20 protein-coding genes and 1 pseudogene (1 of these 21 cut by a window edge) are annotated in these 23,099 nt (G+C 72.0%); 12 read left to right on the top strand and 9 right to left on the bottom strand.

The genetic code is table 11. From position 1 onward, the window contains the following. Window positions 1-37: 37 nt before the first annotated feature. A complete protein-coding gene (locus tag DK412_RS03925; protein WP_109970882.1) occupies window positions 38-1,057 on the bottom strand; it encodes an aldo/keto reductase in 1,020 nt (339 codons plus the stop codon). Between the two features lie 172 nt (window positions 1,058-1,229). Here DK412_RS03925 and DK412_RS31330 point away from each other — a divergent pair, with 172 nt between their 5' ends. From DK412_RS31330 to DK412_RS03915, 3 genes and pseudogenes are all read left to right on the top strand, one after another. Beyond that, window positions 1,230-1,355, top strand: a complete 126-nt coding sequence (locus DK412_RS31330; protein WP_280953973.1) for a hypothetical protein — start codon at window positions 1,230-1,232, stop codon at window positions 1,353-1,355. Window positions 1,356-1,396: 41 nt separating this feature from the next. Further along, window positions 1,397-2,571 (top strand): annotated as a pseudogene (locus DK412_RS03920) (MFS transporter). A gap of 123 nt (window positions 2,572-2,694) precedes the next feature. Beyond that, window positions 2,695-3,366 (top strand): sigma-70 family RNA polymerase sigma factor, encoded by a 672-nt coding sequence (locus DK412_RS03915; RefSeq protein ID WP_109970881.1) that lies wholly within the window; start codon window positions 2,695-2,697, stop codon window positions 3,364-3,366. A 21-nt stretch (window positions 3,367-3,387) separates the two neighbouring features. On the opposite strand, the gene DK412_RS03910 is transcribed toward DK412_RS03915, so the two are convergent. Further along, a complete protein-coding gene (locus tag DK412_RS03910; protein ID WP_109970880.1) occupies window positions 3,388-3,663 on the bottom strand; it encodes a hypothetical protein in 276 nt (91 codons plus the stop codon). Window positions 3,664-4,174: 511 nt separating this feature from the next. On the opposite strand from DK412_RS03910, the gene DK412_RS03905 reads away from it, so the two are divergent. Both DK412_RS03905 and DK412_RS03900 read left to right on the top strand, forming a co-directional pair. After that, the gene (locus DK412_RS03905; protein WP_245447414.1) at window positions 4,175-4,486 is read left to right on the top strand and encodes a hypothetical protein; all 312 of its coding nucleotides are present in this window, start codon (window positions 4,175-4,177) and stop codon (window positions 4,484-4,486) included. 114 nt (window positions 4,487-4,600) lie between these two features. Continuing rightward, on the top strand, window positions 4,601-5,770 hold the full coding sequence (locus DK412_RS03900; RefSeq protein ID WP_109970879.1) for a mandelate racemase/muconate lactonizing enzyme family protein: 1,170 nt from the start codon (window positions 4,601-4,603) through the stop codon (window positions 5,768-5,770). A gap of 262 nt (window positions 5,771-6,032) precedes the next feature. On the opposite strand, the gene DK412_RS03895 is transcribed toward DK412_RS03900, so the two are convergent. Together DK412_RS03895 and DK412_RS03890 are read right to left on the bottom strand one after the other, a co-directional pair. Further along, window positions 6,033-7,043 carry a TRAP transporter substrate-binding protein gene (locus tag DK412_RS03895; protein WP_109970878.1) on the bottom strand — a complete coding sequence of 337 codons (1,011 nt, stop codon included), beginning with the start codon at window positions 7,041-7,043 and terminating at the stop codon, window positions 6,033-6,035. Window positions 7,044-7,224: 181 nt separating this feature from the next. Beyond that, window positions 7,225-8,160, bottom strand: coding sequence for a LysR family transcriptional regulator (locus tag DK412_RS03890; RefSeq protein ID WP_109970877.1), 936 nt, complete (start codon window positions 8,158-8,160; stop codon window positions 7,225-7,227). 105 nt (window positions 8,161-8,265) lie between these two features. Between DK412_RS03890 and DK412_RS03885 the strand changes: the two genes are divergently transcribed. After that, a complete protein-coding gene (locus tag DK412_RS03885) occupies window positions 8,266-8,943 on the top strand; it encodes an NAD(P)-binding domain-containing protein (RefSeq protein ID WP_109970876.1) in 678 nt (225 codons plus the stop codon). Window positions 8,944-8,947: 4 nt separating this feature from the next. Here DK412_RS03885 and DK412_RS03880 read toward each other — a convergent pair whose 3' ends face one another. Beyond that, a complete protein-coding gene (locus DK412_RS03880; RefSeq protein ID WP_348629368.1) occupies window positions 8,948-10,198 on the bottom strand; it encodes an alpha/beta hydrolase in 1,251 nt (416 codons plus the stop codon). A gap of 336 nt (window positions 10,199-10,534) precedes the next feature. On the opposite strand from DK412_RS03880, the gene DK412_RS03875 reads away from it, so the two are divergent. From DK412_RS03875 to DK412_RS03860, 4 genes are all read left to right on the top strand, one after another. Further along, the gene (locus DK412_RS03875) at window positions 10,535-11,332 is read left to right on the top strand and encodes a glycosyltransferase family 2 protein (protein ID WP_109970874.1); all 798 of its coding nucleotides are present in this window, start codon (window positions 10,535-10,537) and stop codon (window positions 11,330-11,332) included. A gap of 238 nt (window positions 11,333-11,570) precedes the next feature. Next, window positions 11,571-15,128, top strand: coding sequence for a CheR family methyltransferase (locus tag DK412_RS03870; protein WP_245447697.1), 3,558 nt, complete (start codon window positions 11,571-11,573; stop codon window positions 15,126-15,128). Further along, window positions 15,118-15,894, top strand: a complete 777-nt coding sequence (locus DK412_RS03865) for a Crp/Fnr family transcriptional regulator (RefSeq protein ID WP_109970872.1) — start codon at window positions 15,118-15,120, stop codon at window positions 15,892-15,894. Before DK412_RS03870 ends, DK412_RS03865 begins: the two co-directional genes overlap by 11 nt. Before the next feature lie 362 nt (window positions 15,895-16,256). Continuing rightward, window positions 16,257-16,514, top strand: coding sequence for a hypothetical protein (locus DK412_RS03860; protein ID WP_109970871.1), 258 nt, complete (start codon window positions 16,257-16,259; stop codon window positions 16,512-16,514). Window positions 16,515-16,822: 308 nt separating this feature from the next. Here the strand turns inward: DK412_RS03860 and DK412_RS03855 are convergent, their stop codons facing one another. The 3 genes from DK412_RS03855 to DK412_RS03845 all read right to left on the bottom strand — a co-directional run bounded on the left by DK412_RS03855 (window position 16,823) and on the right by DK412_RS03845 (window position 20,654). Beyond that, window positions 16,823-18,541 (bottom strand): sensor domain-containing diguanylate cyclase, encoded by a 1,719-nt coding sequence (locus tag DK412_RS03855; RefSeq protein ID WP_109970870.1) that lies wholly within the window; start codon window positions 18,539-18,541, stop codon window positions 16,823-16,825. A 134-nt stretch (window positions 18,542-18,675) separates the two neighbouring features. Continuing rightward, window positions 18,676-18,915: a hypothetical protein gene (locus DK412_RS03850; protein WP_109970869.1), complete on the bottom strand. Its 240-nt coding sequence runs from the start codon at window positions 18,913-18,915 to the stop codon at window positions 18,676-18,678. Between the two features lie 200 nt (window positions 18,916-19,115). Continuing rightward, window positions 19,116-20,654, bottom strand: coding sequence for a tannase/feruloyl esterase family alpha/beta hydrolase (locus DK412_RS03845; RefSeq protein ID WP_109970868.1), 1,539 nt, complete (start codon window positions 20,652-20,654; stop codon window positions 19,116-19,118). 104 nt (window positions 20,655-20,758) lie between these two features. Here DK412_RS03845 and DK412_RS03840 point away from each other — a divergent pair, with 104 nt between their 5' ends. Then, window positions 20,759-22,396: a GMC family oxidoreductase N-terminal domain-containing protein gene (locus tag DK412_RS03840; RefSeq protein WP_109970867.1), complete on the top strand. Its 1,638-nt coding sequence runs from the start codon at window positions 20,759-20,761 to the stop codon at window positions 22,394-22,396. 16 nt (window positions 22,397-22,412) lie between these two features. On the opposite strand, the gene DK412_RS03835 is transcribed toward DK412_RS03840, so the two are convergent. Next, window positions 22,413-22,703, bottom strand: a complete 291-nt coding sequence (locus tag DK412_RS03835) for a ribbon-helix-helix domain-containing protein (protein WP_109970866.1) — start codon at window positions 22,701-22,703, stop codon at window positions 22,413-22,415. Between the two features lie 188 nt (window positions 22,704-22,891). Between DK412_RS03835 and DK412_RS03830 the strand changes: the two genes are divergently transcribed. Beyond that, window positions 22,892-23,099: the 5' portion of an amino acid permease gene (locus DK412_RS03830; protein ID WP_109970865.1), read on the top strand. 1,265 nt of this gene lie beyond the right edge of the window; the window shows 208 of its 1,473 coding nt (coding positions 1-208); its start codon is at window positions 22,892-22,894; the stop codon falls past the right edge of the window.

Raw genomic sequence — 23,099 nt, 5'->3', positions numbered from 1 at the left:
TCGGATGCGCCGTTAGCCTGACGACGACGAGCGTGGCTCAGTCCCGGGCCGCCGTCCAGGTGGTCCTGCCCTCGAGCGGATAGGCCGGATCGGTGTAGCCCGGGGTCGAGGGATGACCCGCCGGCACCAGGCGGTCGACCAGGGCCTCGTCCTCCGGCGCGAAGCGGTAGGCGAGCGCCCCGGCATAGGCGCGCCACTGGTCGAAGGTGCGGGGTCCGGCGATCACCGCGGTGACGGCGCGGTTGTTGAGCACCCAGGCCACCGCGAAGTCGATCACGGAGGCGCCCTTGGCCTCCGCGTGGGCTTTCAGCTCCTCGGCGATGCGCAGGCTCTCGGGCCGCCACTCGGTCTGCATCATCCGGGTGTCGCCGCGCCCGGCGCGGGTGCCCTCGGGCGGGGTCTCGCCGGGGCGGTACTTCGCCGTCAGCACGCCGCGGGCGAGCGGCGAGTAGGGTACGACGCCGAGGCCATAATGGGCGCAGGCCGGCAGGTGCTCGACCTCCGGCATCCGGTTGAGGGCGTTGTAGTAGGGCTGGCTCGCCGCCGGCCGGTCGATGCCGTGCTCGTCGCACAGGCGGCAGATCTCGGCCACCCGCCAGGCGCGGTGGTTGGAGACCCCGAAATAGCGCACCTTGCCGGCCCGGATCAGGTCGGCCATCGCCCGCACGGTCTCCGCGAGCGGCGTCTCGTGGTCCTCCTTGTGGAGGTAGTAGAGGTCGATCCGGTCGGTGCCGAGCCGCCGGAGGCTCGCCTCGCAGGCCTGCACGATGTGGGCGCGCGACAGGCCGCGGTCGTTCGGCCCCGTCCCCATCGCGTTCGCCACCTTGGTGGCGAGCACCCAGGCGTCGCGGTCGCGGGCGATGGCCCGGCCCACCACCTCCTCCGAACGCCCCTCGGTATAGGCGTTCGCCGTGTCGATGAAGTTGATCCCTTGCTCGCGCGCATCCGCGACGATGCGCTCGGCCTCCCCGTCCGGGGTCGGCCCGCCGAACATCATCGTGCCGAGGCAGAGCGGCGAGACCTTCAGGCCTGACCGGCCGAGCGTGCGGTACTCCATGGGGCGTCCTCCCGTTGACGGTCTTTCGCCTTGCGCCGCTGCGGCGATGATGGCGTTTGCGTGGCCGTGGCGGCCGCGCCGCACCTCGCCGCCCGCGCGGTGTGGATGCTGGGGTTTTCCCTCTCTTCACCCTGTTCGGCAAGCTCGCGTTAAGCACGGAATCGCGAAGCTCGTGCCCATGATCATCGCCGCCCTCTCCCTCGCCTTCTGCGCCGCCGGCGCCCTCATCCTCGGCCTCGGGGCCATCGTCACGGTCGAGCCGCCGCGGGACCACCCGCACGGCGCCGGCCTGCTCTGACCGGCCGCGCGGCTGTCCGGGCGTTGCTGTAGGCTTGCGGGATGCAGGTCGGAGCCGTGCTGCCGCGCTTCCTCGTCGTCTACGCCGCGCTCTATGCCGGTTACGGCCTCACCACGCCGTTCCTGCCCGCGCTCCTCAGCCAGCGCGGGCTCTCGCCGACGGAGGTCGGGTTGGTGCTCGCCGCCGGCACCGGCATCCGGCTCGCCGCCGGTCCCCTCGCGGGCCGCCTCGCCGACCGGCTCGCGGCCGGCCGGGCCGTGCTCGCGGCCTGCGCCGCCCTCTCGGGGGAAGTGCCCTCCTCTACCTCGCCGGGCACGGCTTCGCCGGTCTCCTGCTCGCCGGCCTCGTCCACGCCGCCGCGACCGCGCCGCTCGCGCCGCTCGCCGACGCCCTGGCGCTGCCCGCCGCCGGGGCCGCCCGCTTCGCCTACGGCACCGTGCGGGGCGCGGGCTCGGCGGCCTTCATCGCCGGTACCCTCGTCGCGGGCCAGGTCACCGGATGGCTCGGCCTCTCGGCCCTGCCGGTCGCCGGCGCTCTCGCCTTCGCGGCGCTCGCCGGCGCGACGTTGCGCCTGCCGGATGCGGCGGCCTCTTCCGGGGCGCCCGTCACCGCCGGGGCCGGCCTGCTCCTGCGCGCGCCAGGCTTTCGCCGCCTCGTCGCGGTGGCGGCCCTGGTGGTCGGCAGCCACGCGGTGCACGACGCCTTCGCGGTGATCCGCTGGCGCGAAGCGGGCCTGAGCGCAGGCACCGCGAGCCTGCTCTGGGCCGAGGCGGTGGCGGCGGAGGTCCTGGTCTTCCTCGTCCTCGGCCCGCCGCTCCTCGCGCGCCTCGCCCCCGCCGGCGCCCTCGCCCTGGCGGCGGGCGCCGGGATCCTGCGCTGGTCGGTGGCGGCGCTCACCGTCGCGCTGCCGGCGCTCGCCGGCATCCAGGCCCTGCACGGGCTGACCTTCGCGCTCCTCCACCTCGCGGCGATGCGCATCCTCGGGCAGACCGTGCCGCCCGCCCTCGCGGCGACGGCCCAGACCCTCTACGGCACCCTCGGCCTCGGCCTCGCCACGGCGCTTGCGACGCTGGCGGCCGGCCCGCTCTACGGCGCCCTCGGGGCGGGGGCGTTCTGGGTCATGGCGGCCGCGTGCGCGGCGGCCCTGCCCCTGGTGCCGGGCCTGGCCGCATCGGCCGACGGCGGTCCGGAGCCGGGGCGCGGGGAGGAGCGATAGCGGCGGCGGGGGGCGGCGCACGCCTGCGCGGGCTGCCGGCCATACCCGGCGGACTAGTATGGCCGGATCATTGTAATGGTACGATGGAGCATGCGTTAAGCGTCGGTCACCGGAGACCGCACGATGGCGCCGCCCCACACCGACCCGGACCGGACCGACCCCGCGCAATCCCCGGCGCCGTCGCTGCCGGCCGGCATCCAGGCTCATCTCGGGGCGGCCCTGCGCGCCGCCTACGACGAGGCCGCGCTCCCGCCCGCCGCAGAACTGCAGTCGCTGGTCGCGCGCCTCGCCGAGGCGCTGGCCGGGCTCGACACCGGCGCCGCGGAGACCTTCCGCCGCGACCTCGTCGGGGAGGTGCCGCGGCTGCGGCGCCGGGCCGTGACCCTGTGCAACGACCGCAGCCGCGCCGACGACCTGGTGCAGGAGACCCTGCTCAAGGCCTGGACGGCGCAGGACCGGTTCGTCCCCGGCACCCACCTCTCGGCCTGGCTCTACACCATCCTGCGCAACAGCTTCTATTCCGAGCACCAGAAGCGGGCGCGCGAGGTCGGCGATCCCGACGGGCTGTTCGCCGCGAGCCTGGTCTCCCTGCCGGCGCAGCAGGGTACCCTCGACCTGCACGACCTGCAGGCCGCTCTCGACCGCCTGGTGCCGGACCAGCGCGAGGCGCTGCTGCTCTCGGCCGTGCACGACCTCTCCTACGAGGACATCGCGACGGCGATGGAGTGCCGGGTCGGCACCGTGAAGAGCCGGATCAACCGCGCCCGGGTGCGGCTCGCCGAGCTGTTGGGCTGACCGGCCCTCGGCGGAGCCGCTCTACCGGTTGCAGCCGACGCAGATGCCGGTGTCGATCTGGTCGTCGACGCGCTCCTGGCGGGTGCGGTCGTCGATCCGACGCTCCAGGCGGTGTTCGACCGCGCCGGGACGCGGCACGGTCTGGCCGACCGAGCTGGTATTCGGCGCCGTGATGGTGGAGCGCGGCCCGCCCCCGGTGCCGGTCTGGTCGGGGAGGCCTTGCGCCTGCGCGAGGGAGCCGGCGGAAACGAGCGCAACGATGAGGAGCGCGCGGGTGAGCGAACGCGATGCGGGCATGATGGGCTCCTGTCGCAGGAGGACCTGACTCCACGGGGCCGCCGCGCGGCCGCCCGCAAAGCCTAACGCACCAGGAAAGCCGCCGTTGCGCCGCGTCCTGTCCGCTCCCGCCCTCCGCTCAGGAACGCCGCCGGGAGATCGGGTCCTCGCGGGTGTCGGGATGATGACCGAACACGCCGACGGCGACCAGGACGGCAACGAGCCCCAGGGCGATCAGGAACACCTGCATCATAACTCCTTCGCGCGGGACGGGCCGCGACCGGACCCCGCGCACTCCCTATTCAAGATCCGCGCCACCTTCTGCCGGGTGGCGATAGCCGCCGCCCCATGACGGCAGGACGACAGACCGCCTACTCTGCATGCAGAGCAGCCGGGATGCAAAGCCATGAGGTCGCCCCCGATGTGCAAGCGGCCCGCGGGCGCCCTCGGCGATCGGCCCGCAGGCCGGGAACGGTGGCGCGCTCCTGCCGTTGCCCCGGTCCGATCGCTTCCCGAACAGCGGACAGCCCCCATGCCGATGCGCACCCTCTCCATCGCCCTCCTGACGACCGCCCTCCTGGCCGGCACCGCTGCCGCCCAGGGCATCAACAACGGCAGCGGCGTCGCCCCGCCGTCGAGCGGCAACACGGGCTCCGGGATGTCGAGCCAGCCGCCGGGCAACGGCATCGGCGGCAACAACCCGGGCAGCATGGGCTCGACGGGCTCGCAGGGATCGAGCGGCGGCAATATGGGCCCCGGCCCGACCGTGCAGCGCGAGGGCCCGACGGGCAGCGGCGCACCCGGCACCGGCCCCGGCGCGCAGAAGAACGGCACGCCGAAGTAAGGTCCTGCCGGCGCGGCCGACGCCTTGCGTCCCGCGCATTTGTCAGCGCGGGCACGGCCCCCTACGAGACGTTGCCTGAGACTCTCGGCCTCAGCCTCTCGAGGGGGATCCGTCATGCGCATCACTGCCATCCGCGACATCGTCGCGCCGATCAAGTCGGACATCGCCAACGCCTGGATCGACTTCTCGACCATGACGGCGAGCGTGGTCGCGGTGGTGACCGACGTGATGGTCGACGGCCGCCCGGTCGTCGGCTTCGGCTTCAACTCGAACGGCCGCTACGCGCCGCAAGGGCTCCTGCGCGAGCGTTTCATCCCGCGCCTGCTGGCCGCCGCGCCCGAGGATCTCCAGGGCGAGGACGGGCTCCTTGACCCGCACCGGGCGTGGGCGGCGATGATGAAGAACGAGAAGCCCGGCGGCCACGGCGAGCGCTCGGTGGCGGTCGGCGTGCTCGACATGGCTTTGTGGGACGCGCTGGCCAAGGCGAAGGGCGTGCCGCTGTGGCGGCTGCTGGCCGACCGCTACCGCGGGGCTGAGGCCGACGCCAAGGCCTGGGTCTACGCCGCCGGCGGCTACTACTACCCGGGCAAGGGGCTCGACGCCCTCAAGGACGAGATGCGCTCCTATCTCGACCGCGGCTACAGCACCGTGAAGATGAAGGTCGGCCTGGTGCCGCTGGAGGAGGACATCGCCCGGATCGAGGCGGTGCTCGGCATCCTCGGCGGCGACGGATCGCGCCTCTGCGTCGACGTCAACGGCCGCTTCACGCTGGAGGAGGCGATCCGCTTCGGCCGGGCGGTCGCGCCCTACGGTCTGCGCTGGTACGAGGAGCCGGTCGATCCCCTCGACTACTTAGGCCATGCGGCGCTCGCCACGACCTATGACGGGCCGCTCGCCACCGGCGAGAACCTGTTCTCGCACCAGGACGCCCGCAACCTGATCCGCCACGGAGGCCTGCGGCCGGACCGGGACATCCTGCAATTCGACCCCGCCTTGTCCTACGGGCTGGTCGAGTACCTGCGCACCCTCGACGTGTTGCGCGCTCACGGCTGGTCGCCGCGCCGCTGCGTGCCCCATGGCGGGCATCAATTCGCCCTCAACATCGCGGTGGGTCTCGGCCTCGGCGGCAACGAGAGCTACCCGGACGTCTTCGCCCCCTTCGGCGGCTTCGCCGATGCGGTGCCGGTCGAGGACAGCCGGGTCGCGATGCCGGACGTGCCGGGCATCGGCTTCGAGGCGAAGAATGCCCTCTACGCGGTGATGCGGCCGCTGGAGCGCGGGTGAGGCGGTCGTCGCGATGAGCCGCACATTCCGGGCCTCACCGACATTCCAAAGAATGGCACATCTCCCCTCTCCCGAGTGGGAGAGGGGCCGGGGGTGAGGGTGACACGCTTCAGTATGAAACGCTGAGCGTCGTGCTGGCAGCTCAACGGTTAGAGTTTAACCCGGCACCGTGTCACCCTCACCCCTACCCCTCTCCCACTCGGGAGAGGGGATCCCGCGACTTACCTTTCACTAGACGGGGCAAGCAAACGAGCTGACAGATCTACGAGACCGCCCCGGCGAACTTCTCCAGGTGACCCCAGGCCTCCGCGCCGTACTTGCCCTTCCACTCGGTGTAGAAGCCCGCCTTGCGCAACTTCTCCTGGAAAGGCGCGGCGGGCGCGTCGTTGATCGCGAAGCCGGCCTTGCCCAGCGCCTCGCGCATCGCCACGCCCTGGCTCGCGATGTCCTGGCGCTGGTCGAGGCCCGCCTGGTTGAAGTGGCGGGTCAGCACCGCCTTCGCGTCCTCGGGCAGGCGCGACCAGGTCCGGTTGCCGGACATCAGCCAGAAGCCGTCCCAGATGTGGTTGGTGAAGGAGAGATACTTCTGCACCTCGACGAGCTTGAAGCTCGTGATGATGGCGAGCGGGTTCTCCTGGCCGTCCACCACCTTCGTCTGCAGGGCCGAGTAGGCCTCGGAGAAGTTGAGTGCGACCGGCGCGGCGCCGAGCGCCCGGAAGGCGGAGGTGAACAGCGCGCTGTTCGGCACCCGGAGCTTGAGCCCCTCGAAATCGGCCGGGCTCGTGATCGGCCGGACGCTGGTCGTGGTCTGGCGGAAGCCGTTGTCCCACATCCGCTCGAACGGCACGAGGCCGGCCTTCGTGATCTCCGACCGGATGAAGGCGCCGAGCTCTCCGTCGACCGCCGGCCAGACCTTGTCGTAGCCGCTCCACGCGAAGGCGATGTTGATGAGCGAGGCCCGCGGCACCAGCGTCGCGAGGTTCGAGGAGGATTGGGCGAACATCTCGAGCGCGCCCGAGCGGAGCTGGCTCAGCATGTCGGTGTCCGAGCCGAGCTGGCCGTTCGGGAAGACCGCGACCTCGACCGCGCCGTTGGTCTCCTTGGCGACCTTCTCGGCCGCCTCGCGCAGGCGGATCGTCGCCGGATGGGTGTCGGGCGTGACGACGCCGCATTTCAGCCGGAGCGGCCCCGCCTGCGCCCGGACCCACGGGGCGGACAGGAGCGCGGCGGCGGACCCGGCGGCGAGCAGGCTGCGGCGCGTGATGGTGTGCATGGTATTCCCCCCTCAAGGTGCCCCATCTCCGCGTTCCGGAGCCGGTGCGAAGCGGGGCGGTTCACCGGCGGCACCCTAAGCAGACTTGCATCGGCAGGCCAACGCCTGGCGCGCCCGAGCGAACGCCTGGCCCGCCCGAGCGTAGGCCGCCGATCCGGGGGCTGCTCCGTTCGAGACTTGCTCAGGCGGGTCCGCGGGCCAGCGACGCCGCCCGGACCGCGGATCGGTCCGGCCCGAACTCCTCCAGCATCATCTCGATGAAGCGGCGCAGCTTGGCGGTCGGGCGCCGGTCGCGCATCGTCAGGAGGTGCATCGGCCGCGACGGCGCCTCCCAGTCCGGCAGGACCCGGACGAGGCGGCCGGCCGCGAGATCGTCCCTCAGGGCGGTCTCGACGCCGAGCACGATTCCGAACCCGTCGCGGGCGGCGGAGAGCAGCGCGCGAAAGTCGTTGATGCGCAAACGCCCGGCCGCCGGCGCCTCGACGGTCTGTCCCGCCCGGGTGAACTGCCAGAGCGACCCGCGGCCGCGCGGCCAATGGGAGAAGTCGAGGCATTGATGCCGGCTCAGGTCCGCGGGCGAGGACGGCACGCCGTTCGCCCCGAGATAGGCCGGCGCCGCGCAGGCGACCAGCCGGTACGGCGCGAGCGGGCGGGCGACCAGGCTCGATTCGGCGAGCGGCCCTAAGCGGATCACCGCCTCGAATCCCTCCTCGAGGGGATCGACCAGGCGGTCGGCGAGGCTCAGGTCCACCTCCACCTGCGGGCAGTCCCGCAGGTAGCGGGTGAGCAGCGGCACCAGACCGTGGCTGCCGAAGGTCACCGGTGCGTTGAGCCGCAGCGTGCCGTGCGGATGGGCCCGCACCGTCTCGGCGAGGGCGTCCGCCGCCTCGGCCTCGGCGAGGACCACCCGGCAGCGCTCGTGATAAGCGCGGCCGAACTCGGTCAGGCTCTGGCGGCGGGTGGTGCGGTTGATGAGGCGCGTGCCGAGCCGGGCCTCCAGGAACGCCACGTGCTTGGCCACCATCTGGGGCGACATCCCAAGGGCTGCCGCCCCGGCCGCGAAGGAGCCGAGATCCGCAGCCGCGACGAACGCCGCCATGCTGGTGAGCCGGTCCATGTTTGCCCCCTGATGGTTGTGAATACCACGTCTGAAGCGCGATTTATCGCCGTATGACGCTCAGTTACGCAAGGCGCAGCGCTCAAGGGCGCGAGGAGAGACGTCATGCAGATCGGAATCATCGGAGCCGGCTATGTCGGCCAAGCCGTCGCCCGCCACGCCATCGCCCGGGGACACGAGGTCCTGGTGGCCAATTCCCGCGGGCCGCGGAGCCTGTTCAGCCTTGGCGTCGATCTCGGCTGCCGCACCGGGACTGCCCTCGAGGCAGCGGAGTTCGGCGAGGTCGTGGTGGTGGCGATCCCGCTCCACGCCTACCGGGCCCTGCCGGAGGCGGCCTTGGCCGGCAAGATCGTCCTCGATGCCATGAACTACTACCCCGAGCGGGACGGGCCGATCGCGGCGCTCGATGCGCGGCAGGCGACGACGAGCGGGCTCTTGGCCGAGCATCTCCCGGCGGCCCGGATCGTCAAGGCGTTCAACGCCATCCGGGCCCGGGACCTGGAGACGGAAGGCCGCCCGGCCGGTGCGCCGGGTCGCCGGGCCCTGCCGCTCGCGGGCGACGATTCCCCCGCGAAGGCGGTCGCGGCGGATCTGATCGACCAGTTCGGCTTCGATCCGGTCGATGCCGGCACGCTCGCGGAGAGCTGGCGCTTCGAGCGGGGAAAGCCCGCCTATTGCGTCCCCCTCGGCCGCGATGGATTGGATCGCGCCCTCGCCGCGGCCGAGCGGAACGGCGAGGTCGCGCACGGCTCATGGCGAAGGGCAGCGCCCGCCCTGGGCTGAGCCCTCACCGCCCCCCGAGCGCCCGCGCCGGGGCGGCCGCCAGGTCCACCGCCCCCTCCGCGGTGTCGCCGATGCCCTGGCCGAGGTTGCGCAGGTGCTCGCCGTAGGTCTCGCGGCTCTGGGCGTCGATCACCGCGACCGGGGCCGAGACCGCGAGGCCGGCGGCGGTGCCGACGGTGGCGGCGGCGCCCGCGGTCATCTGGACGATCCGGTCGGAGAGGCCCACGCGGGAATCGGTGATGGTCTGGCCCTGCGCCAGGCGGTTGCCGAGAAGCGCCACGAGCTGCGGGCTGCCGGCGAACTTGCCGTGATTGAGGGCGTCGCTGCCCTTCATGGCGGTGAGGTTGAGGACCGCGATGTTCTCGCGGGCGAGCTCGCTGCGATAGGGCTCGGTGGAGGGGTCGATGGCCCCTAACCGCGCGCCGGAACTGCCCCAGACCAGGCGCGAGACCGCCAGCGCGTTGTCGTCCTGGGACACGAACAGGCTCAAGCGGGGCCGGGTCGGGCCCATGTCGCGAAACGCCTCGCGGGCGAGATCGACGTCGACGTCGGGGGCGGCCAGCACCACGTCGCGGATCTTCTGCGCCACGCGCCCGTCGCGGATCGCCATCTGGCGCAGGGATTCGAGCACCAGCCAGTTGCCCATCGAGTGGGCGAGCACGGTGATCTCGGCCACCTCCGGGTTCTGGGCGAGGCGGCGCAGCACGCCCTCCAGCGCGTTGCGCGAGTAGTTGGTGCTCTCGCGGTCGTAGCCGTAGGCGAGCACGCTGCCGCGCGACGGCCAGGTGAACAGCACCGGCACCACCTCGGCCCTGGTGTCGTGCACGATCTGGGCGAAGCGGTAGACCGCGTCCTCGAAGCGGTTGTTGAAGCCGTGGACGAAGACCAGCACGTGGCGCTTGCCCGCGCGCGCCGTGTGGCGCAGGCGCGCGGCCGCCTCCGGCCGGTCCAGGGTCTCGGCCTTGAGGGTGACGAAGTCGGTCGCGGGGTTGCCGGGCAGCTCCTTCGGCCACTGCACCGTGCCGGGCTGGCGCACCGCGTCCGGCGGGATCGAGACCGTGATGTCGGCATAGGACAGGGCCGGCCCGCGGTCGCCCGAATACATCTCGCCCGGATTGGCGGCGGTCTTGCGCGTGGTCGCCACCAGCATGTCGACCTTCGAGGCCCCCGGCACCGTCGCGGCCACCGGCGCCAGCACGCCCTTCGGCGTGCCCGCGCAGGCGCCGAGCCCAGCCGCGACGAGGAGGATCCCCAAGGTCCGACTCCGCACGAGAACCCCCATCACGAGAACAGCCCGCTCCCCCCTCGCCGCTCCGCCCCCAGAGAACCCTGCGGCAGCCGGCGATTCCTTGCGCCCGATTCTCCGGCGCACTTCTTAAGGATGAGCCAAACCGATGCGGCGCCAATGGGGCGGCGGGGCCGGGCCGCATTTCTGCGGGTGGCCGTGGCCGCCAGGGCACGCTCCCGGCCGCCGGCGGGCCGCGCCGGCCCGGGCCGGTTACCGGGGACCCGCAATATGCGCTAGAGGCTGCCCGATCCCCCCGGCCCCCCGCGCGAGCGGCCCGGCTCCTCTTTTCGCCCGTCACGTCCAATGGTCGCCCCGCTCCCCCTCTCGATCTTCCTCATCGCCCGCAACGAGGCCGACCGGATCGGCGCCACGCTGGCGGCCGTGCGCGACCTGACCGACGACCTGATCGTGGTCGATTCCGGCTCCACCGACGGCACGCGGGAGCTCGCCGCGTCCCTCGGCGCCCGGGTCATCGAGCGGGGCTGGCCCGGCTACGGGCCGCAGAAGCGCTTCGCCGAGGAGCAGTGCCGGCACGTCTGGATGCTGAACCTCGACGCCGACGAGGTGGTGCCGCCGGAGCTCGCGGCCGAGATCCGCCGGCTGTTCGCGGCGGGCGAGCCGCCGCACCCGGCCTACGAGCTCGGCATCGCCGAGGTGTTTCCCGGCGAGGTGCGGCCGCACCGCCTCGCCTACACGCTGTGGCCGGTGCGGCTCTACCGGCGCGACCGCGGCCGCTACTCGCCCTCGCCGGTGCACGACCGGGTCGACCTCGAACCGGGCGCCACGATCGGGCGCCTGCGGGGGGTGATCCACCACTTCTCGGTCCGCTCGCTGGGCGACCAGCTCGACAAGCTCAACCGCTACTCCGACCAGCAGGCCGACGACCTCGAGGCGCGGGGCGTCCGGATCCCGACCTGGCGCCTGTTCGTCGAGTTGCCGGGCAACTTCCTCAAGGCCTATCTCGGCCGGCGCCACTGCGTGCGCGGCGCCTACGGCTTCCTCACGGCGATGAACTACGCGATCTCGCGCCACCTGCGGGTCGCCAAGCATTACGAGCGCCGGATCAACGGCCCGACCGGACCCGGATCGCCCGGCCGCTGAGGTGGGGGGCGGCCGTTCCGCCCGGCCGCTTAACCTGTGTTGAAGCAGGGCCTCGCAGGCGGATGCGAGGCTCGACGGGTCCAAAAAGCCCGCGAGATAGGCCCGGGATCGCCGGTCGGTCGGCCTGACAGCGCATTGCCGGACGCGTATGCTCGCCGATGGCGGATCCGGATCTCTCTCACCCGACGCACACCGGAGGCGACAACCCTTGGCGAGGAAGATCGGTGCGGAGCCGGGCATCGACGGCGCGGGCGACCGGTCGCCGGAGGAGCCGGTGGTCGTCGGCGTCGGCGCGTCGGGACTCGCGATCGACTCCCTGGAGCGCTTCCTCGCCCACGCGCCGGCCATGCCGGACGTGGCCGTCGTGGTGGCGCTCCAGCAGCGCGAGGCGATCGACGAGGCGCGCTGGCGCACCGTGCTGGCACGGGCGGCCGCCCTGCCGCAGGAACCGGTCACCGAGGGCGCCGCGATCGAGGCCGGGCATCTCTACGTCCTGCCCCCGGACGCCACCGTGACCGTGGCGCAGGGACGGTTCCGCCTCGCGGCGCAGACCGACGAGCCGGGGGGACGGGGCGGCCTCGACTCCTTCCTGGTCGCGTTGGGCGAGGACCGGGGCGCGCAGGCCGTGGCGGTGGTGCTCGCCGGCACCGGCAGCGACGGCACGCTCGGCGTCACCGCCGTCAAGGCGGCGGGCGGCCTGACCCTGGCCGAGCCGCACGCCGAGGAGACCCTGTCCGGCAGCACCGCCGCCTCGCTCGCCGACCACGTCGTGCTCCCGGAGCTGATGGCCGACCGGATCCTGTCCTATACCCGAGACCTGCGCCGCATCGCGCAGGACCGGCCGGCGGGGGAAGACGCAGCGGCCGATTCCCTGGTCCGCATCGCCACCATCCTGCGCAACAAGACCGGGCACGACTTCCACGGCTACAAGCAGAACACCTTCCTGCGCCGCGTCCACCGCCGGATGCAGGTGGTGCAGGTCGAGACAATCGAATCGTATGTCGAGCACCTGCGCGCCGATCCGGACGAGGTGCAGAACCTGTTCAACGACCTGCTGATCGGGGTGACGCAGTTCTTCCGCGACCACCGCGAGTTCGAGCTGCTCGAATCCGAGGTGGTCCCGCGGCTGTTCTCCGGCAAGGGATCGGGCGACCAGGTCCGGGTCTGGGTGCTCGGCTGCGCCACCGGCGAGGAGGCCTACTCGATCGGCATCCTCCTGCGCGAGCACATGGCCAAGCTCGACGCGGTGCCGCAGGTGCAGATCTTCGCCACCGACATCGACGGGCGGGCCCTCGCGAGCGCCCGGGTCGGACGCTACAGCGAGGCGGTGGCCCGCCAGGTCCGGGCCGACCGCCTCGCCCGCTGGTTCGTCAAGGAGGGCGCGACCTACAGCGTCGTCAAGGAACTGCGGGAGATGTGCATCTTCTCGCAGCACAACGTGATCAAGGACGCCCCGTTCTCGCGCCTCGACCTCGTGTCGTGCCGCAACCTGCTGATCTACCTCAACGGCGAGCTGCAGAACCGGGTGATCCCGCTGTTCCACTTCGCCCTGCGGCCGGGCGGGTTCCTGTTCCTGGGCAATTCCGAGAACGTCACCCGGCACGCCAAGCTGTTCGCCCCCGTGGACCGGCGCTACCGCATCTTCCGCCGTCTCGAGAGCGCCACCCGGGTGCTGCCGGAATTCCCCCTCACCGTGATCGCCGACCGGCGACAGGCGGAGAATGGCGGCGTCCTGCGGCCGCGGACGATCGAGGGCGGCCTCACGCGACGGGCCGAGCGGGTGGCCGAGCGCTACGCCCCGGCCTACGTGGTGGTCGACGAGGCCTACGACGTGCTGCATTTCTCCGGCCGCACCGGGCGCTACATCGACCCGGCGACGGGCGCGGCGAGCCTCAACCTGCTCAACCTCGTCCACCGAGACCTGCGCCTCGACCTGCGCGCCGCCCTGCTCAAGGCGGGCGCCGAGCACCGGACCGTCAAGGCCGAGCGCACCGCCATGGGCAGCAACGGCGAGCGGCGCCTCGTCACCCTGGTGGTCGAGCCGGTGCCCGGGGGCGAGGGCCCGCCGAGCTTCGTCATCCTGTTCCAGGAGGGCGAGACCCTGGAGGGCGACGGCACCGAGGAGCCGACCCCCTCCTTCCTGCGCGACGAGCACGTCCAGCGCCTCGAGAGCGAGTTGCGCCTGACCCGCGAGCGGCTCCAGGCGACGATCGAGGAACTGGAGAGCACCAACGAGGAGCTGAAATCCTCCAACGAGGAGTATCAGTCGATCAATGAGGAGCTGCAATCCGCCAACGAGGAGCTCGAGACCTCGAAGGAGGAGCTGCAATCGGTCAACGAGGAGTTGCAGACCGTCAACGGCGAGCTCGCGCACCGGGTCAACGACTTGGGCAGAGCCAACAGCGACCTGAAGAACCTGCTCGAGAGCACCCAGATCGCCACGCTGTTCCTCGACAACGAGTTCCGGGTGAAGAACTTCACCCCGGCGGTGACTGACATCTTCCACCTGATCGACACCGACCTCGGCCGGCCGATCACCCACATCGCGGCGCGCATCCACTACCCCGAGCTGCCCGAGGACGTGCGCAAGGTGCTGCGCACGCTCGGCACCATCGACCGCGAGGTCGGCAGCCCGGAGAGCGGCGCGCGCTACCTCGCCCGGGTGCTGCCCTACCGCTCGATCGACAACTTCATCGCCGGCGTCGTCGTCACCTTCCTGGACATCACCGCCACCGCCCGGGCCGAGCGGGCCCTGCGCGCGAGCCAGGAGCGCTTCCGGCGGATGGAGCGGATCATCCCGGCCTTCCTGTTCACCGCCGATGCGGAGCTGAACTGGACCTACGTCAATCCGCGCTTCCACGACTATACCGGCCTGGAGGAAGGCAGGGCGCTCGGCCTCGGCTGGCTCACGGTGATGCACCCGGAGGACGTCGAGGAGAACCAGCGCCGCTGGCAGCGGGCGGCGGCCACCCGCGAGACCTTCGAGCATGAGTTCCGCTTCCGGGCCGCCGGCGGAACCTACCGCTGGTTCACCGTCCGGGCCGAGCCGACGGCCAACCCGGATGGCGGCGCCGTCACCTGGTTCGGCTCCTGCACCGACAGCCACGAGCGGCGAATGGCCGAGGACCGCCAGCGCCTGCTGCTCATCGAGCTGCAGCACCGGGTGAAGAACATCCTGGCGGTGGTGCGCTCGGTGGCCAACCGCACCGCCGAGGGCCAGACCAATCTCGCCGACTTCGCGATGCATTTCGACGGCCGGCTCGGGGCACTCGCCCGCGTCCAGAACATCCTCACCCGCAACCCCGACGCCGCCACCGACCTCGCCGAGCTGATCGGCGAGGAGGTCCTGTCCCACGCGGTGCGCGACGGCGGCCAGGTGACCCTCGACGGCCCCGAGCTGCGCCTGCCGCAGCGGACCGCCGAGACCCTCGGCCTGGCGCTGCACGAACTCGCCACCAACGCGATCAAGTACGGGGCGCTCGCCCGGCCGGAGGGCCGGATCGTCATCACCTGGCACGTCTATGGCGCAGGGCCGGACCGCCGCCTGCGGCTCGAATGGCAGGAGAGCGGCGTCACCCTGCTCCCGACTGCGCCGGCCCGCCGGGGCTTCGGGCGCGAATTGATCGAGCAGGGCCTGGTCTACGAGTTCGGCGCCACGACCGCCTTGGAATACCGTCCGGGCGGCGTGCGCTGCGTCATCGAGATGCCGGTCCTGGCGCCGGGCCGCGGGTTGCCGGGCCCGGACGCGCCGGCCGCGGCCGAGGATCCGGGCGCGGAGGCCGACGATGCCGGGTGAGCCCCTCGCCCACACCCCCGCCGCGACCGACGCGGTCCTGCGCCGGCTCTCGGGCTACGCCCCGCTGGCCGCCGACGAGGCGGCGTTGCTGCGCCAGGTCACCGCCCGCCCGGTCCCGGTGCCGGCGCGCACCGAACTCGTGCGCGACGGCGAGGCGGCGCCGCGGCCGCAGGTGCTCCTGGAGGGCTGGGCCTGCCGCCAGCGCCTCCTCGCCGACGGAAGGCGCCAGATCGTCGTCGTGCTCTTGCCCGGCGACCTGATCGGCCTCGACCAGCGCCGGCGCCCGCTGCCCTTCGGCTCCATCGCCACCCTGACACCGGCCCGGATCTGCGAGGCGGGGGCCTTGCGCGAGGCGGCCGCGGGCGGCGGCCAAACTTGCGGCAAGGAGGCCGGCAAGGAGGTTGGCTTGGCGGCGGCGCTCCGGCAGGCGCGCGAGATGGAGGAGATCTGGCTCATCAACCAGGTGGTGCGCCTCGGGCGCCAGACCGCCTACGAGCGCGTCGCCCATTTCCTGCTCGAGTTGCGCGAGCGGCTGGCGGCGGTGGACCAAGTCCACGAAAACCGGTTCTCGTTCCCGATCACCCAGGAAGTCCTGGCCGATGCGCTGGGCCTCAGCGTGGTGCACATGAACCGCACGATGCAGCAGCTGCGCCGGGACGGCCTGGTCGAGCAGCGCGCCACCGCCATCACGCTTCGCGACGTCCCGGCCCTGGTCTCGATCGCGGACTATACCGGGACCCACGACACCGACATCCCCGGTGGCTGACCGCCTGCGACATCTCTCGCTCGCCGTGAATCTTCACATAAGTGATGGAACGGTCCGAAAAAGACCAGCAACATCACAAGTGTTGCGGCAATTCTTGCCCGACCGTCCCTGCTGGCCCGGTCTCGACCGGGTGGACGACCATCAGGGATGTTGCTGAGGCCCCCAAGTCGACTTCACCGCCCTGCTCGCTCCCGCCGGCAGGGCCTCTTTTTGCGTGAGGGCCTACGCCTTTCGAGGGCGGGCGACGATGCCGCGTTGCCACCGCCGCACGATCTTCCCATCCTGCCTGCACCGGCACGACGGAGGGCCTCTCTTCCCAAGGGATGCGTCTTCTTCCGGAAAATGGACGAGGGGGATCGGGCGTGGAGGATTACCGGGCCGAATTGCTGCGCCAGGTCCGCCTCGGCGACATCGCCACCGGCGAGGCCGCGGGCGCCTGCCTGCCGGGCCTGCTGCGCCGTCTGAAGCACCACGAGGCCCGGGCCGGTACCGTCCCGCACCCCTTGCGCCTCTACCATCTCTGGCGCCGCAACAGCCTGCGCCGGCAGGTGGCCGATGCGCGCTGGCACGTCGAGCAGGGCCGCGCCGCCCGGATGGGCGAACTCGCCTCGCGGCGCTGACGCATCTTCGGAAGCGTGACCACCCCGACGGATTTTTCACACTTCTCGTCAGTCCAGGGCCGCACAGCGGAGCCCGGACTGACAAGGAGGACATTATTCCCTGAGTGTGCTCAGGCTGACTTTCAATGCAGGTAGCCGAGGAAGAACAGGATCAGGATGATCGGAATCGGTATGCCGATCAACCAGAGCAGCCCGCCTTTCATCATCGTCGCCTCCATGACTCCGTGAATACTCTTATGGAGTAGTAACGGAGCTTGGCGCGATCCGGTTCCGCCCGTCGGCGTCCGGATCGGGCAGGTCGGCCGTGCTCACGCCGCCCGCTCGACCTCCTCGATCTCCGCCGCGGCGCTGACCCGGTCGCGGCCCCGCGCCTTGGCCTCGTAGAGGGCCGCGTCGGCGCGGGCGATCGCCGCCTGGATGTCGGCATCGCGTGCCGACACGGTGGCGACCCCGATGCTGATCGTGACGGGAATCGCGCGGCCGCCATGCGCGATCTCCGCCGCCCGCACCGCGGCGCAGAGCCGCTCGGCGGTGAGCAAAGCCTCGGTCCCGCCGGGGCCGACGAGCAGGACGACGAATTCCTCGCCGCCGAAGCGCGCCACCGTATCGGAGCCGCGCACCGCCTCCGCCAGGAGGGCGCCGACATGGCGGATCACCGCGTCGCCGGCATCGTGGCCGTGCTGGTCGTTGACGCGCTTGAAATGGTCGATGTCGGCGACCAGGACGGCCACGCCGCAGCCGCTCCTCGCCTGCGCGAAGGCCTCCTCCGCCGGCCGGGCAAAGCCGCGCCGGTTGAGAAGCCCGGTGAGCAAGTCGGTGCCGGCGACCTGACGCAGGTCCTCGATCTGGCGCCGGTAGAAGGCGGCGACGCGGGTCTGGCGGATCGTGGCGTCGCTGAGCTCGCGCTCGGCGGTGCCGATGCGTCGCAGCAGCGAGCGCAGGGAGGCCGAGAGCGCCACGAATTCCCGGGCGCCGTCGAGGCGCGGCAGCGTCGTCGCCTCGGCCTCGCGGCCGATCCGGTCCGCCGCGGCGGTCATCCGCCGCAAGGGGGCCGCCGCGCGGCGGCCGAGGCACCAGGCCAGGGCGATGCCGATCACGGCCGCCGTCGCGCCGAGGGCGAGCAGCGCCTGGATCGAGCGCTGCACCGGCGCGAGGGCCTGCGCCTCCGGCCTCGTCGCCACCACGATCCAGCCGAGGCCGGGATCGCCGCCAGCGATCTCGCTGCGCTCGCCCTTCGCCGCCGAGGCGAAGCCGGCCAGCAGCGTGTCGGATCCGAGCGCGGCGGCGAAGCGGCCGCTGCCCTCCTCGACCATGGCGCCGAGCCGGGCCGGACCGAACGGCGTCGTGCCGAGAAGCGGTCCGAGGATCACGCGGCCGCGCCGGTCGAGCACCCACAGGTCTGTGCCGGGCAATCCCTCGTCGAGGAGGCGCCGCCGGGCCCGGATCGCCCAGTCCCAGCTCAGATGGCCGCCGAGCACCCCGACGACCTGACCCGATGCGTCGCGCACCGGCGCCGCGAGATCGACGAGGCGCAGGGGCTCGGGCTCGGAGCGGACGAGTAGGCGGCTCAGCAGCACCGCTTCATGCACATCGCCGACATTGGGGCGGGACAGCCCGGCCTCGAACCAGGCCTTGCCCGTCACCGCCAAGCCCTCCAGCATGCCCTCCGTGCCCGCCCGGACGCGGCCGTCGAGAGCGACGAAGCCGAGCCAGGCATAGTCCGGCGCGGTCGTCCGCATGGCGGAGAGGACGCCGCGGACCATCGTCGCGTCGCTCGTCCAGCGCTCGCGCAGCGGCGCGAGGCCGGCGACGACCTGGATCTCGCGGAAGCGCTCGCGCAGGGTGACGTCGAGGGTCTCGGCCATGCCGGAGGCAAGACGGGCGAGGCGCGCCTCGGCGAGCCGGACGGCGCTTCTGCGCTCGAGCCAGACGGCGCCGCCCACCGTTACCCCGACCAGGGCGAGACAGAGCAAGCCGACCAGCGCGGCGAGCTGGTGCTCGAACCGCAGTCGATTCCTGAACGACACGACGCACCTCCGCGACAGGAAGCCGTTCTGCCCCGCCTTCCTCACCGGCCGGTTCAGCCGCTCGGCGGCATTTGAGCGACCGCGTATTCCCTAAGGAAAACTACGAGGAAGGCTCGGCCGCTCGCCCGGGTCTCTCACGGTTCCTGGGCCGGACGCCGCCCCTGGCTGTGCAGGCGTCGCTCCTGCGCCCCGCGTTCGGCGGCATCGGTGAGCTGGGTGATCAGCGCGCCGGCCGCGCCGAGGGGAATCAACAGGAAGACCGTGCCGCCGTCGGGCCCGCTCACCTCGGCCGCCAGCGTATCGCCGCCGTCGATCGTGCTGACGGCGGTGATGCTGGTGATCGAGAGGACCCGGGGTCGTGCGTCGTCGCTCATGCCTGCCACTCCTGCGGCACAGATGCCACGAAAGCGGCCCTGAACAATTGCTAACGCGTTACATTATAGGAAAATCTCGCCGGCCGTGGAGAGACGATGAAGGATTTTCCCGCGCCATAGGCCGACCGGCCGAGGCCGGTCGGTGCCGCCGGCCGAGGCCGGCGGCCGTAGCCGGCCGGCCCGGGCGATCGCGGCGGTCCTCACGGCGCCGCGCAGGTGAGGCTGGCGCCCTCGGACCGGGGAACCTGCGGGTAGGCGCAGACCGGCCGCGACCATTGCGCCGCCCCGCCGGCGTCGCGCTTCGTCATGACGAGCTCGCGCGGCGCCTCGCCGGCCTCGACCCAGCGCTCCAGAGCCGTCAGCGGATCGATGCCGGTGTCACTGATGCCCGGCCCCTCGGTGCCGATGCCGCAATGGTCCATGCCCGGCACCATGAACAGGCGCGCGGTCTTCGCCAGGGTGTCGAGGCCGCCCGCCCCTTTTGCCAGCGCCTCGTAGAAGGCGACGCTCATGAACGGCGTGACCAGCGGATCGCCCCAGCCGTGATAGATCAGGAGCTTGCCGCCGGCGTCGCGGAAGGCCGCGAGGTCGGCGACCGGCCGCACGGAACCAGCGGCCGGGTCGTAGGTCGCAGCGTTGTAGACCTGCGCCTGCGGCGCCATCCGGGCCGGATCGGCGGAAAAGTCGAAATCGGTGACGCGGTAGGACGGACCGGGCGAGGGCCAGAACGCCATGTAGCGCAGGAAGTCGGCGGAAAAGAGCGGCAGGATCGCCGGGGCGTTGCCGAGGCCCGTGAGCCAGCGCGGCCAATGCGCCTCGGAGCCGAGCGGGATGCCGCCGGGATAGAGCGCCCGGCCCGTGGCATCGGTCGGCCCGGCATACCACTTCTCCACGACCCCGATCTCGGCCTCGCTCAGGCACGCGTCCGAGGTATCGCCGGTGCAGCGCAGGGACGAGGGCTTGAAGCCGCATTGCCGCGGGTCGGCGACGAGGCCGGACTGGTCCTTCGTCCCGCACGCCGCCGCCACCGCGTCCGTCACGAGCCTGGCCCGGGGCGTAGTCAGGATCGGCTTGCCGTCCGCCCCGGTATTCGCCTTCGTCACCCAGGCGAAGGTCGTGGCGACGAGGCCGGTATAGTCCAGGGCGGGTGCGCCGCTGATGATCCCGTCGAAGTCCTTCGGGTATTTCAGCGCCTCCATCGTCGCCATGCGGCCGCCGGTGGAGCAGCCGGCGAAGTAGGATTTCTGTTGCGGCCGGTCGTAGAAGGCCCGCACCAGCACCTTGCTGACCCGGGCGGTCTCCGTCACCGCGCGCTGGCCCCAATCCATGCGGGCGACGAGGTCGCCGACAGCCCAGCGCCCGTCGGCCGCGCCGGTGCCCCAGTGGCCGCCATCCATCGTCGAGGCGGCGTAGCCCCGGCGCAGGCCGTAATTCATCGCGTTGGTGAAGCCGGGCGCATCCGACAGGACGTTGCCGCAGAAGCCGCCGCAGCCGGTGCCGTAATACTTGCCGTTCCAGTTCTGCAGCGGCAGCCGCACCTCGAAGCCGACCGCCGGCCGCACCGTGCCGAGCACGCGGCAATAGGCCGGCAGGTCGCCGGCGGCCGGCACCTCGGCGGCGGAGTGGAGGTTCACCGCCTCGATCCTGAGATTGGCGAGCGCCCCGCATTCCCCGGCGAGCGCCGGGCCCGCCAGGAGGCCGGCCGCGAGGCCCGCCGCGATACCGATTGTCCGCCCCATGCCTCTCCCCCCTGTTTCGAGGGAGCTTAGCCGCAACCCCTTGCGCCGTCGCCAGCGGAATGCGCTAAACCCGGCGGAACGACAGATCAGGGTTGGGAAACGCGATGGCAGGCAGCACCGCCGGCGGGGCTCTCGAGGATTTCGGCACCTACGACGACATCGTGGTCGGGGCGGGCTCGGCGGGCTGCGTGCTCGCCAACCGCCTCTCGGCCGATTCCCGCCGGCGCGTGCTGGTGCTGGAGGCGGGCGGGCGCGACAACTGGATCTGGTTCCACATCCCGGCGGGCTACCTCTTCGCCATCGGCAACAAGCGGGCGGACTGGCTGTTCACCACGCAGGCGGAAGCCGGCCTGAACGGGCGCCAGCTCGCCTATCCGCGCGGCAAGGTCATCGGCGGCTCATCGGCCATCAACGCGATGATCTACATGCGCGGCCAGGCCGCCGATTACGACGGCTGGCGCCAGCTCGGCCTGGAGGGCTGGGGCTGGGACGACGTCTTGCCCTACTTCCTCAAGCACGAGGACCACATCGCGCCGCCGAACGACTTCCACCGCTCCGGCGGCGAGTGGCGGGTCGAGCCGCCGCGGATCCGCTGGGCGATCCTCGACGCGATCCGCGACGCCGCGGAGGCCGCCGGGATCCCGAAGATCCCGGATTTCAACACCGGCGACAACGAGGGCTCGTCCTACTTCCAGGTCAACCAGCGCCGGGGCCGGCGCTGGAGCGCGGCCCGCGGCTTCCTCAAGCCGGCGCTCAACCGCCCGAACCTCCGGCTCGAGACCGGGATCCATGTCGAGCGGGTGCTGATCGAGGACGGCCGCGCCGCCGGCGTCGTGTTCGGCCGCGGCGGGCAGCGCTACCTTGCCCGGGCGAACGGCGAGGTGGTGCTCTCGGCCGGCGCCGTAGCGACCCCGAAACTCCTCGAACTCTCCGGCATCGGCGACGGGGCGCGGCTCCAGTCCCTCGGGGTCGCGGTCGCGCATCACGCGCCCGGCGTCGGCGAGAACCTGCAGGACCACCTGCAGATCCGGCCGGTCTACAAGGTCACCGGCGTGCCGACGCTCAACCTGTCCTACGCCAACCTGATCAAGCGCGGCTGGATGGGGGTGGAATACGCGCTGTTTCGCACCGGGCCGCTCACCATGGCGCCGAGCCAGGTCGGGGTCTTCACCCGCTCCTCGCCCGATTACGCCACCGCCAACCTCGAATACCACTTCCAGCCACTCTCGCTGGACAAGTGGGGCGACGGCCTGCACCGGTTCGGCGCCTTCACGGCCAGCGTGTGCAACCTGCGCCCGTCGAGCCGCGGCAGCGTGCATGCGGGGAGCCCCGATCCCCTGGCGCCCCCGGAGATCCGGCCGAACTACCTCTCGACCGAAGAGGACCGCCGGGTGGCGGTGGATTCCCTCAAGCTCACCCGCCGCATCGTCGCCCAGGCGCCGCTCACCCGCTACCAGCCGGAGGAGCACCTGCCGGGGCCCGGCATCACCAGCGACGCCGATCTCCTCAAGGCCGCGGGCGACCTCGGCACCACGATCTTCCACCCGGTCGGCACCGCCCGGATGGGCGCCGACCACGATACCGGCGCGGTGCTCGACGCGCGCCTGCGGGTGCGCGGGGTGCGGGGCCTGCGGGTCGCCGACGCCTCGGCGATGCCGCGCATCACCTCGGGCAACACCAACTCGCCGACGATCATGCTGGCCGAGAAGGGCGCGGCGATGATCCTGGAGGATTCGCGCTGAGGGCGCGGGCTGCGCGCTACTCGGCCGCCATCAGCACCGGCGCGCGGTTTCCCGCGGAGAGGTAGATCAGGCAGGAACAGCGCAGCAGGGAGGCGAAGTTGCGCACCTCGCCGTGCCGCTCCAGCACCTCGTCGTGGAGCTTGGTGGCGAATTTCGCGACGCTGAGGCCCTCCTGGCGGGCGATCTCCTCCAGGATGGTCCAGAACGCTGTCTCGAGGCGCAGGGAGGTGCAGTGCCCGCCGATCCGCAGCGAGCGCGTCTCGTAGGCGTAGCGCTCCGGCGTCTGCTCGGCGAAGATCCGGCACATGGGGGCTCCTCCTGTCGTTGTTGCCGAATCATATTGAAGCCGAGCATGGATCGGCAAGCGGCCGATGCGTCGCGGACGAGACGGTTGCGGCGCAGCGATTTTCCTTGCACGAGATCATCGGATCATCGCGGTGCAGCTTTGGCGATGACGCTGCGTTGATGTCTCCAAGTATCCTTGGAGGACGCGCGATGGCACAGGAGAGGGTGGCGGAGGGGCTGATGCGGACGAAGCCAATCGACCGCCTGCGCCAGGACGCGGAGGGCGGCGGCCACGGCCTCGAGCGCACCCTCGGCCCCCTGAGCCTCGTCGGGCTCGGCATCGGGGCGATCATCGGCGCCGGGCTTTTCTCGCTCACCGGTATCGCGGCGGCGGAGCATGCCGGGCCGGCGGTGGTGA

The organism is Methylobacterium sp. 17Sr1-1 (assembly GCF_003173775.1).
GTDB lineage: Bacteria > Pseudomonadota > Alphaproteobacteria > Rhizobiales > Beijerinckiaceae > Methylobacterium.
This window is presented reverse-complemented; position numbering and strand designations above follow the sequence as displayed.

Excerpts from the sequence above, each read along its gene's own strand:
- DK412_RS03875 (WP_109970874.1), top strand. The coding sequence starts at position 10,535 with ATGGTCGCCCCGCTCCCCCTCTCGATCTTCCTCATCGCCCGCAACGAG.
- DK412_RS03900 (WP_109970879.1), top strand. The coding sequence starts at position 4,601 with ATGCGCATCACTGCCATCCGCGACATCGTCGCGCCGATCAAGTCGGAC.
- DK412_RS03865 (WP_109970872.1), top strand. The coding sequence starts at position 15,118 with ATGCCGGGTGAGCCCCTCGCCCACACCCCCGCCGCGACCGACGCGGTC.
- DK412_RS03925 (WP_109970882.1), bottom strand. The coding sequence starts at position 1,057 with ATGGAGTACCGCACGCTCGGCCGGTCAGGCCTGAAGGTCTCGCCGCTC.
- DK412_RS03845 (WP_109970868.1), bottom strand. The coding sequence starts at position 20,654 with ATGGGGCGGACAATCGGTATCGCGGCGGGCCTCGCGGCCGGCCTCCTG.
- DK412_RS03910 (WP_109970880.1), bottom strand. The coding sequence starts at position 3,663 with ATGCCCGCATCGCGTTCGCTCACCCGCGCGCTCCTCATCGTTGCGCTC.
- DK412_RS03885 (WP_109970876.1), top strand. The coding sequence starts at position 8,266 with ATGCAGATCGGAATCATCGGAGCCGGCTATGTCGGCCAAGCCGTCGCC.
- DK412_RS03850 (WP_109970869.1), bottom strand. The coding sequence starts at position 18,915 with ATGAGCGACGACGCACGACCCCGGGTCCTCTCGATCACCAGCATCACC.
- DK412_RS03905 (WP_245447414.1), top strand. The coding sequence starts at position 4,175 with ATGCCGATGCGCACCCTCTCCATCGCCCTCCTGACGACCGCCCTCCTG.
- DK412_RS03915 (WP_109970881.1), top strand. The coding sequence starts at position 2,695 with ATGGCGCCGCCCCACACCGACCCGGACCGGACCGACCCCGCGCAATCC.
- DK412_RS03835 (WP_109970866.1), bottom strand. The coding sequence starts at position 22,703 with ATGTGCCGGATCTTCGCCGAGCAGACGCCGGAGCGCTACGCCTACGAG.
- DK412_RS03840 (WP_109970867.1), top strand. The coding sequence starts at position 20,759 with ATGGCAGGCAGCACCGCCGGCGGGGCTCTCGAGGATTTCGGCACCTAC.
- DK412_RS03895 (WP_109970878.1), bottom strand. The coding sequence starts at position 7,043 with ATGCACACCATCACGCGCCGCAGCCTGCTCGCCGCCGGGTCCGCCGCC.
- DK412_RS03890 (WP_109970877.1), bottom strand. The coding sequence starts at position 8,160 with ATGGACCGGCTCACCAGCATGGCGGCGTTCGTCGCGGCTGCGGATCTC.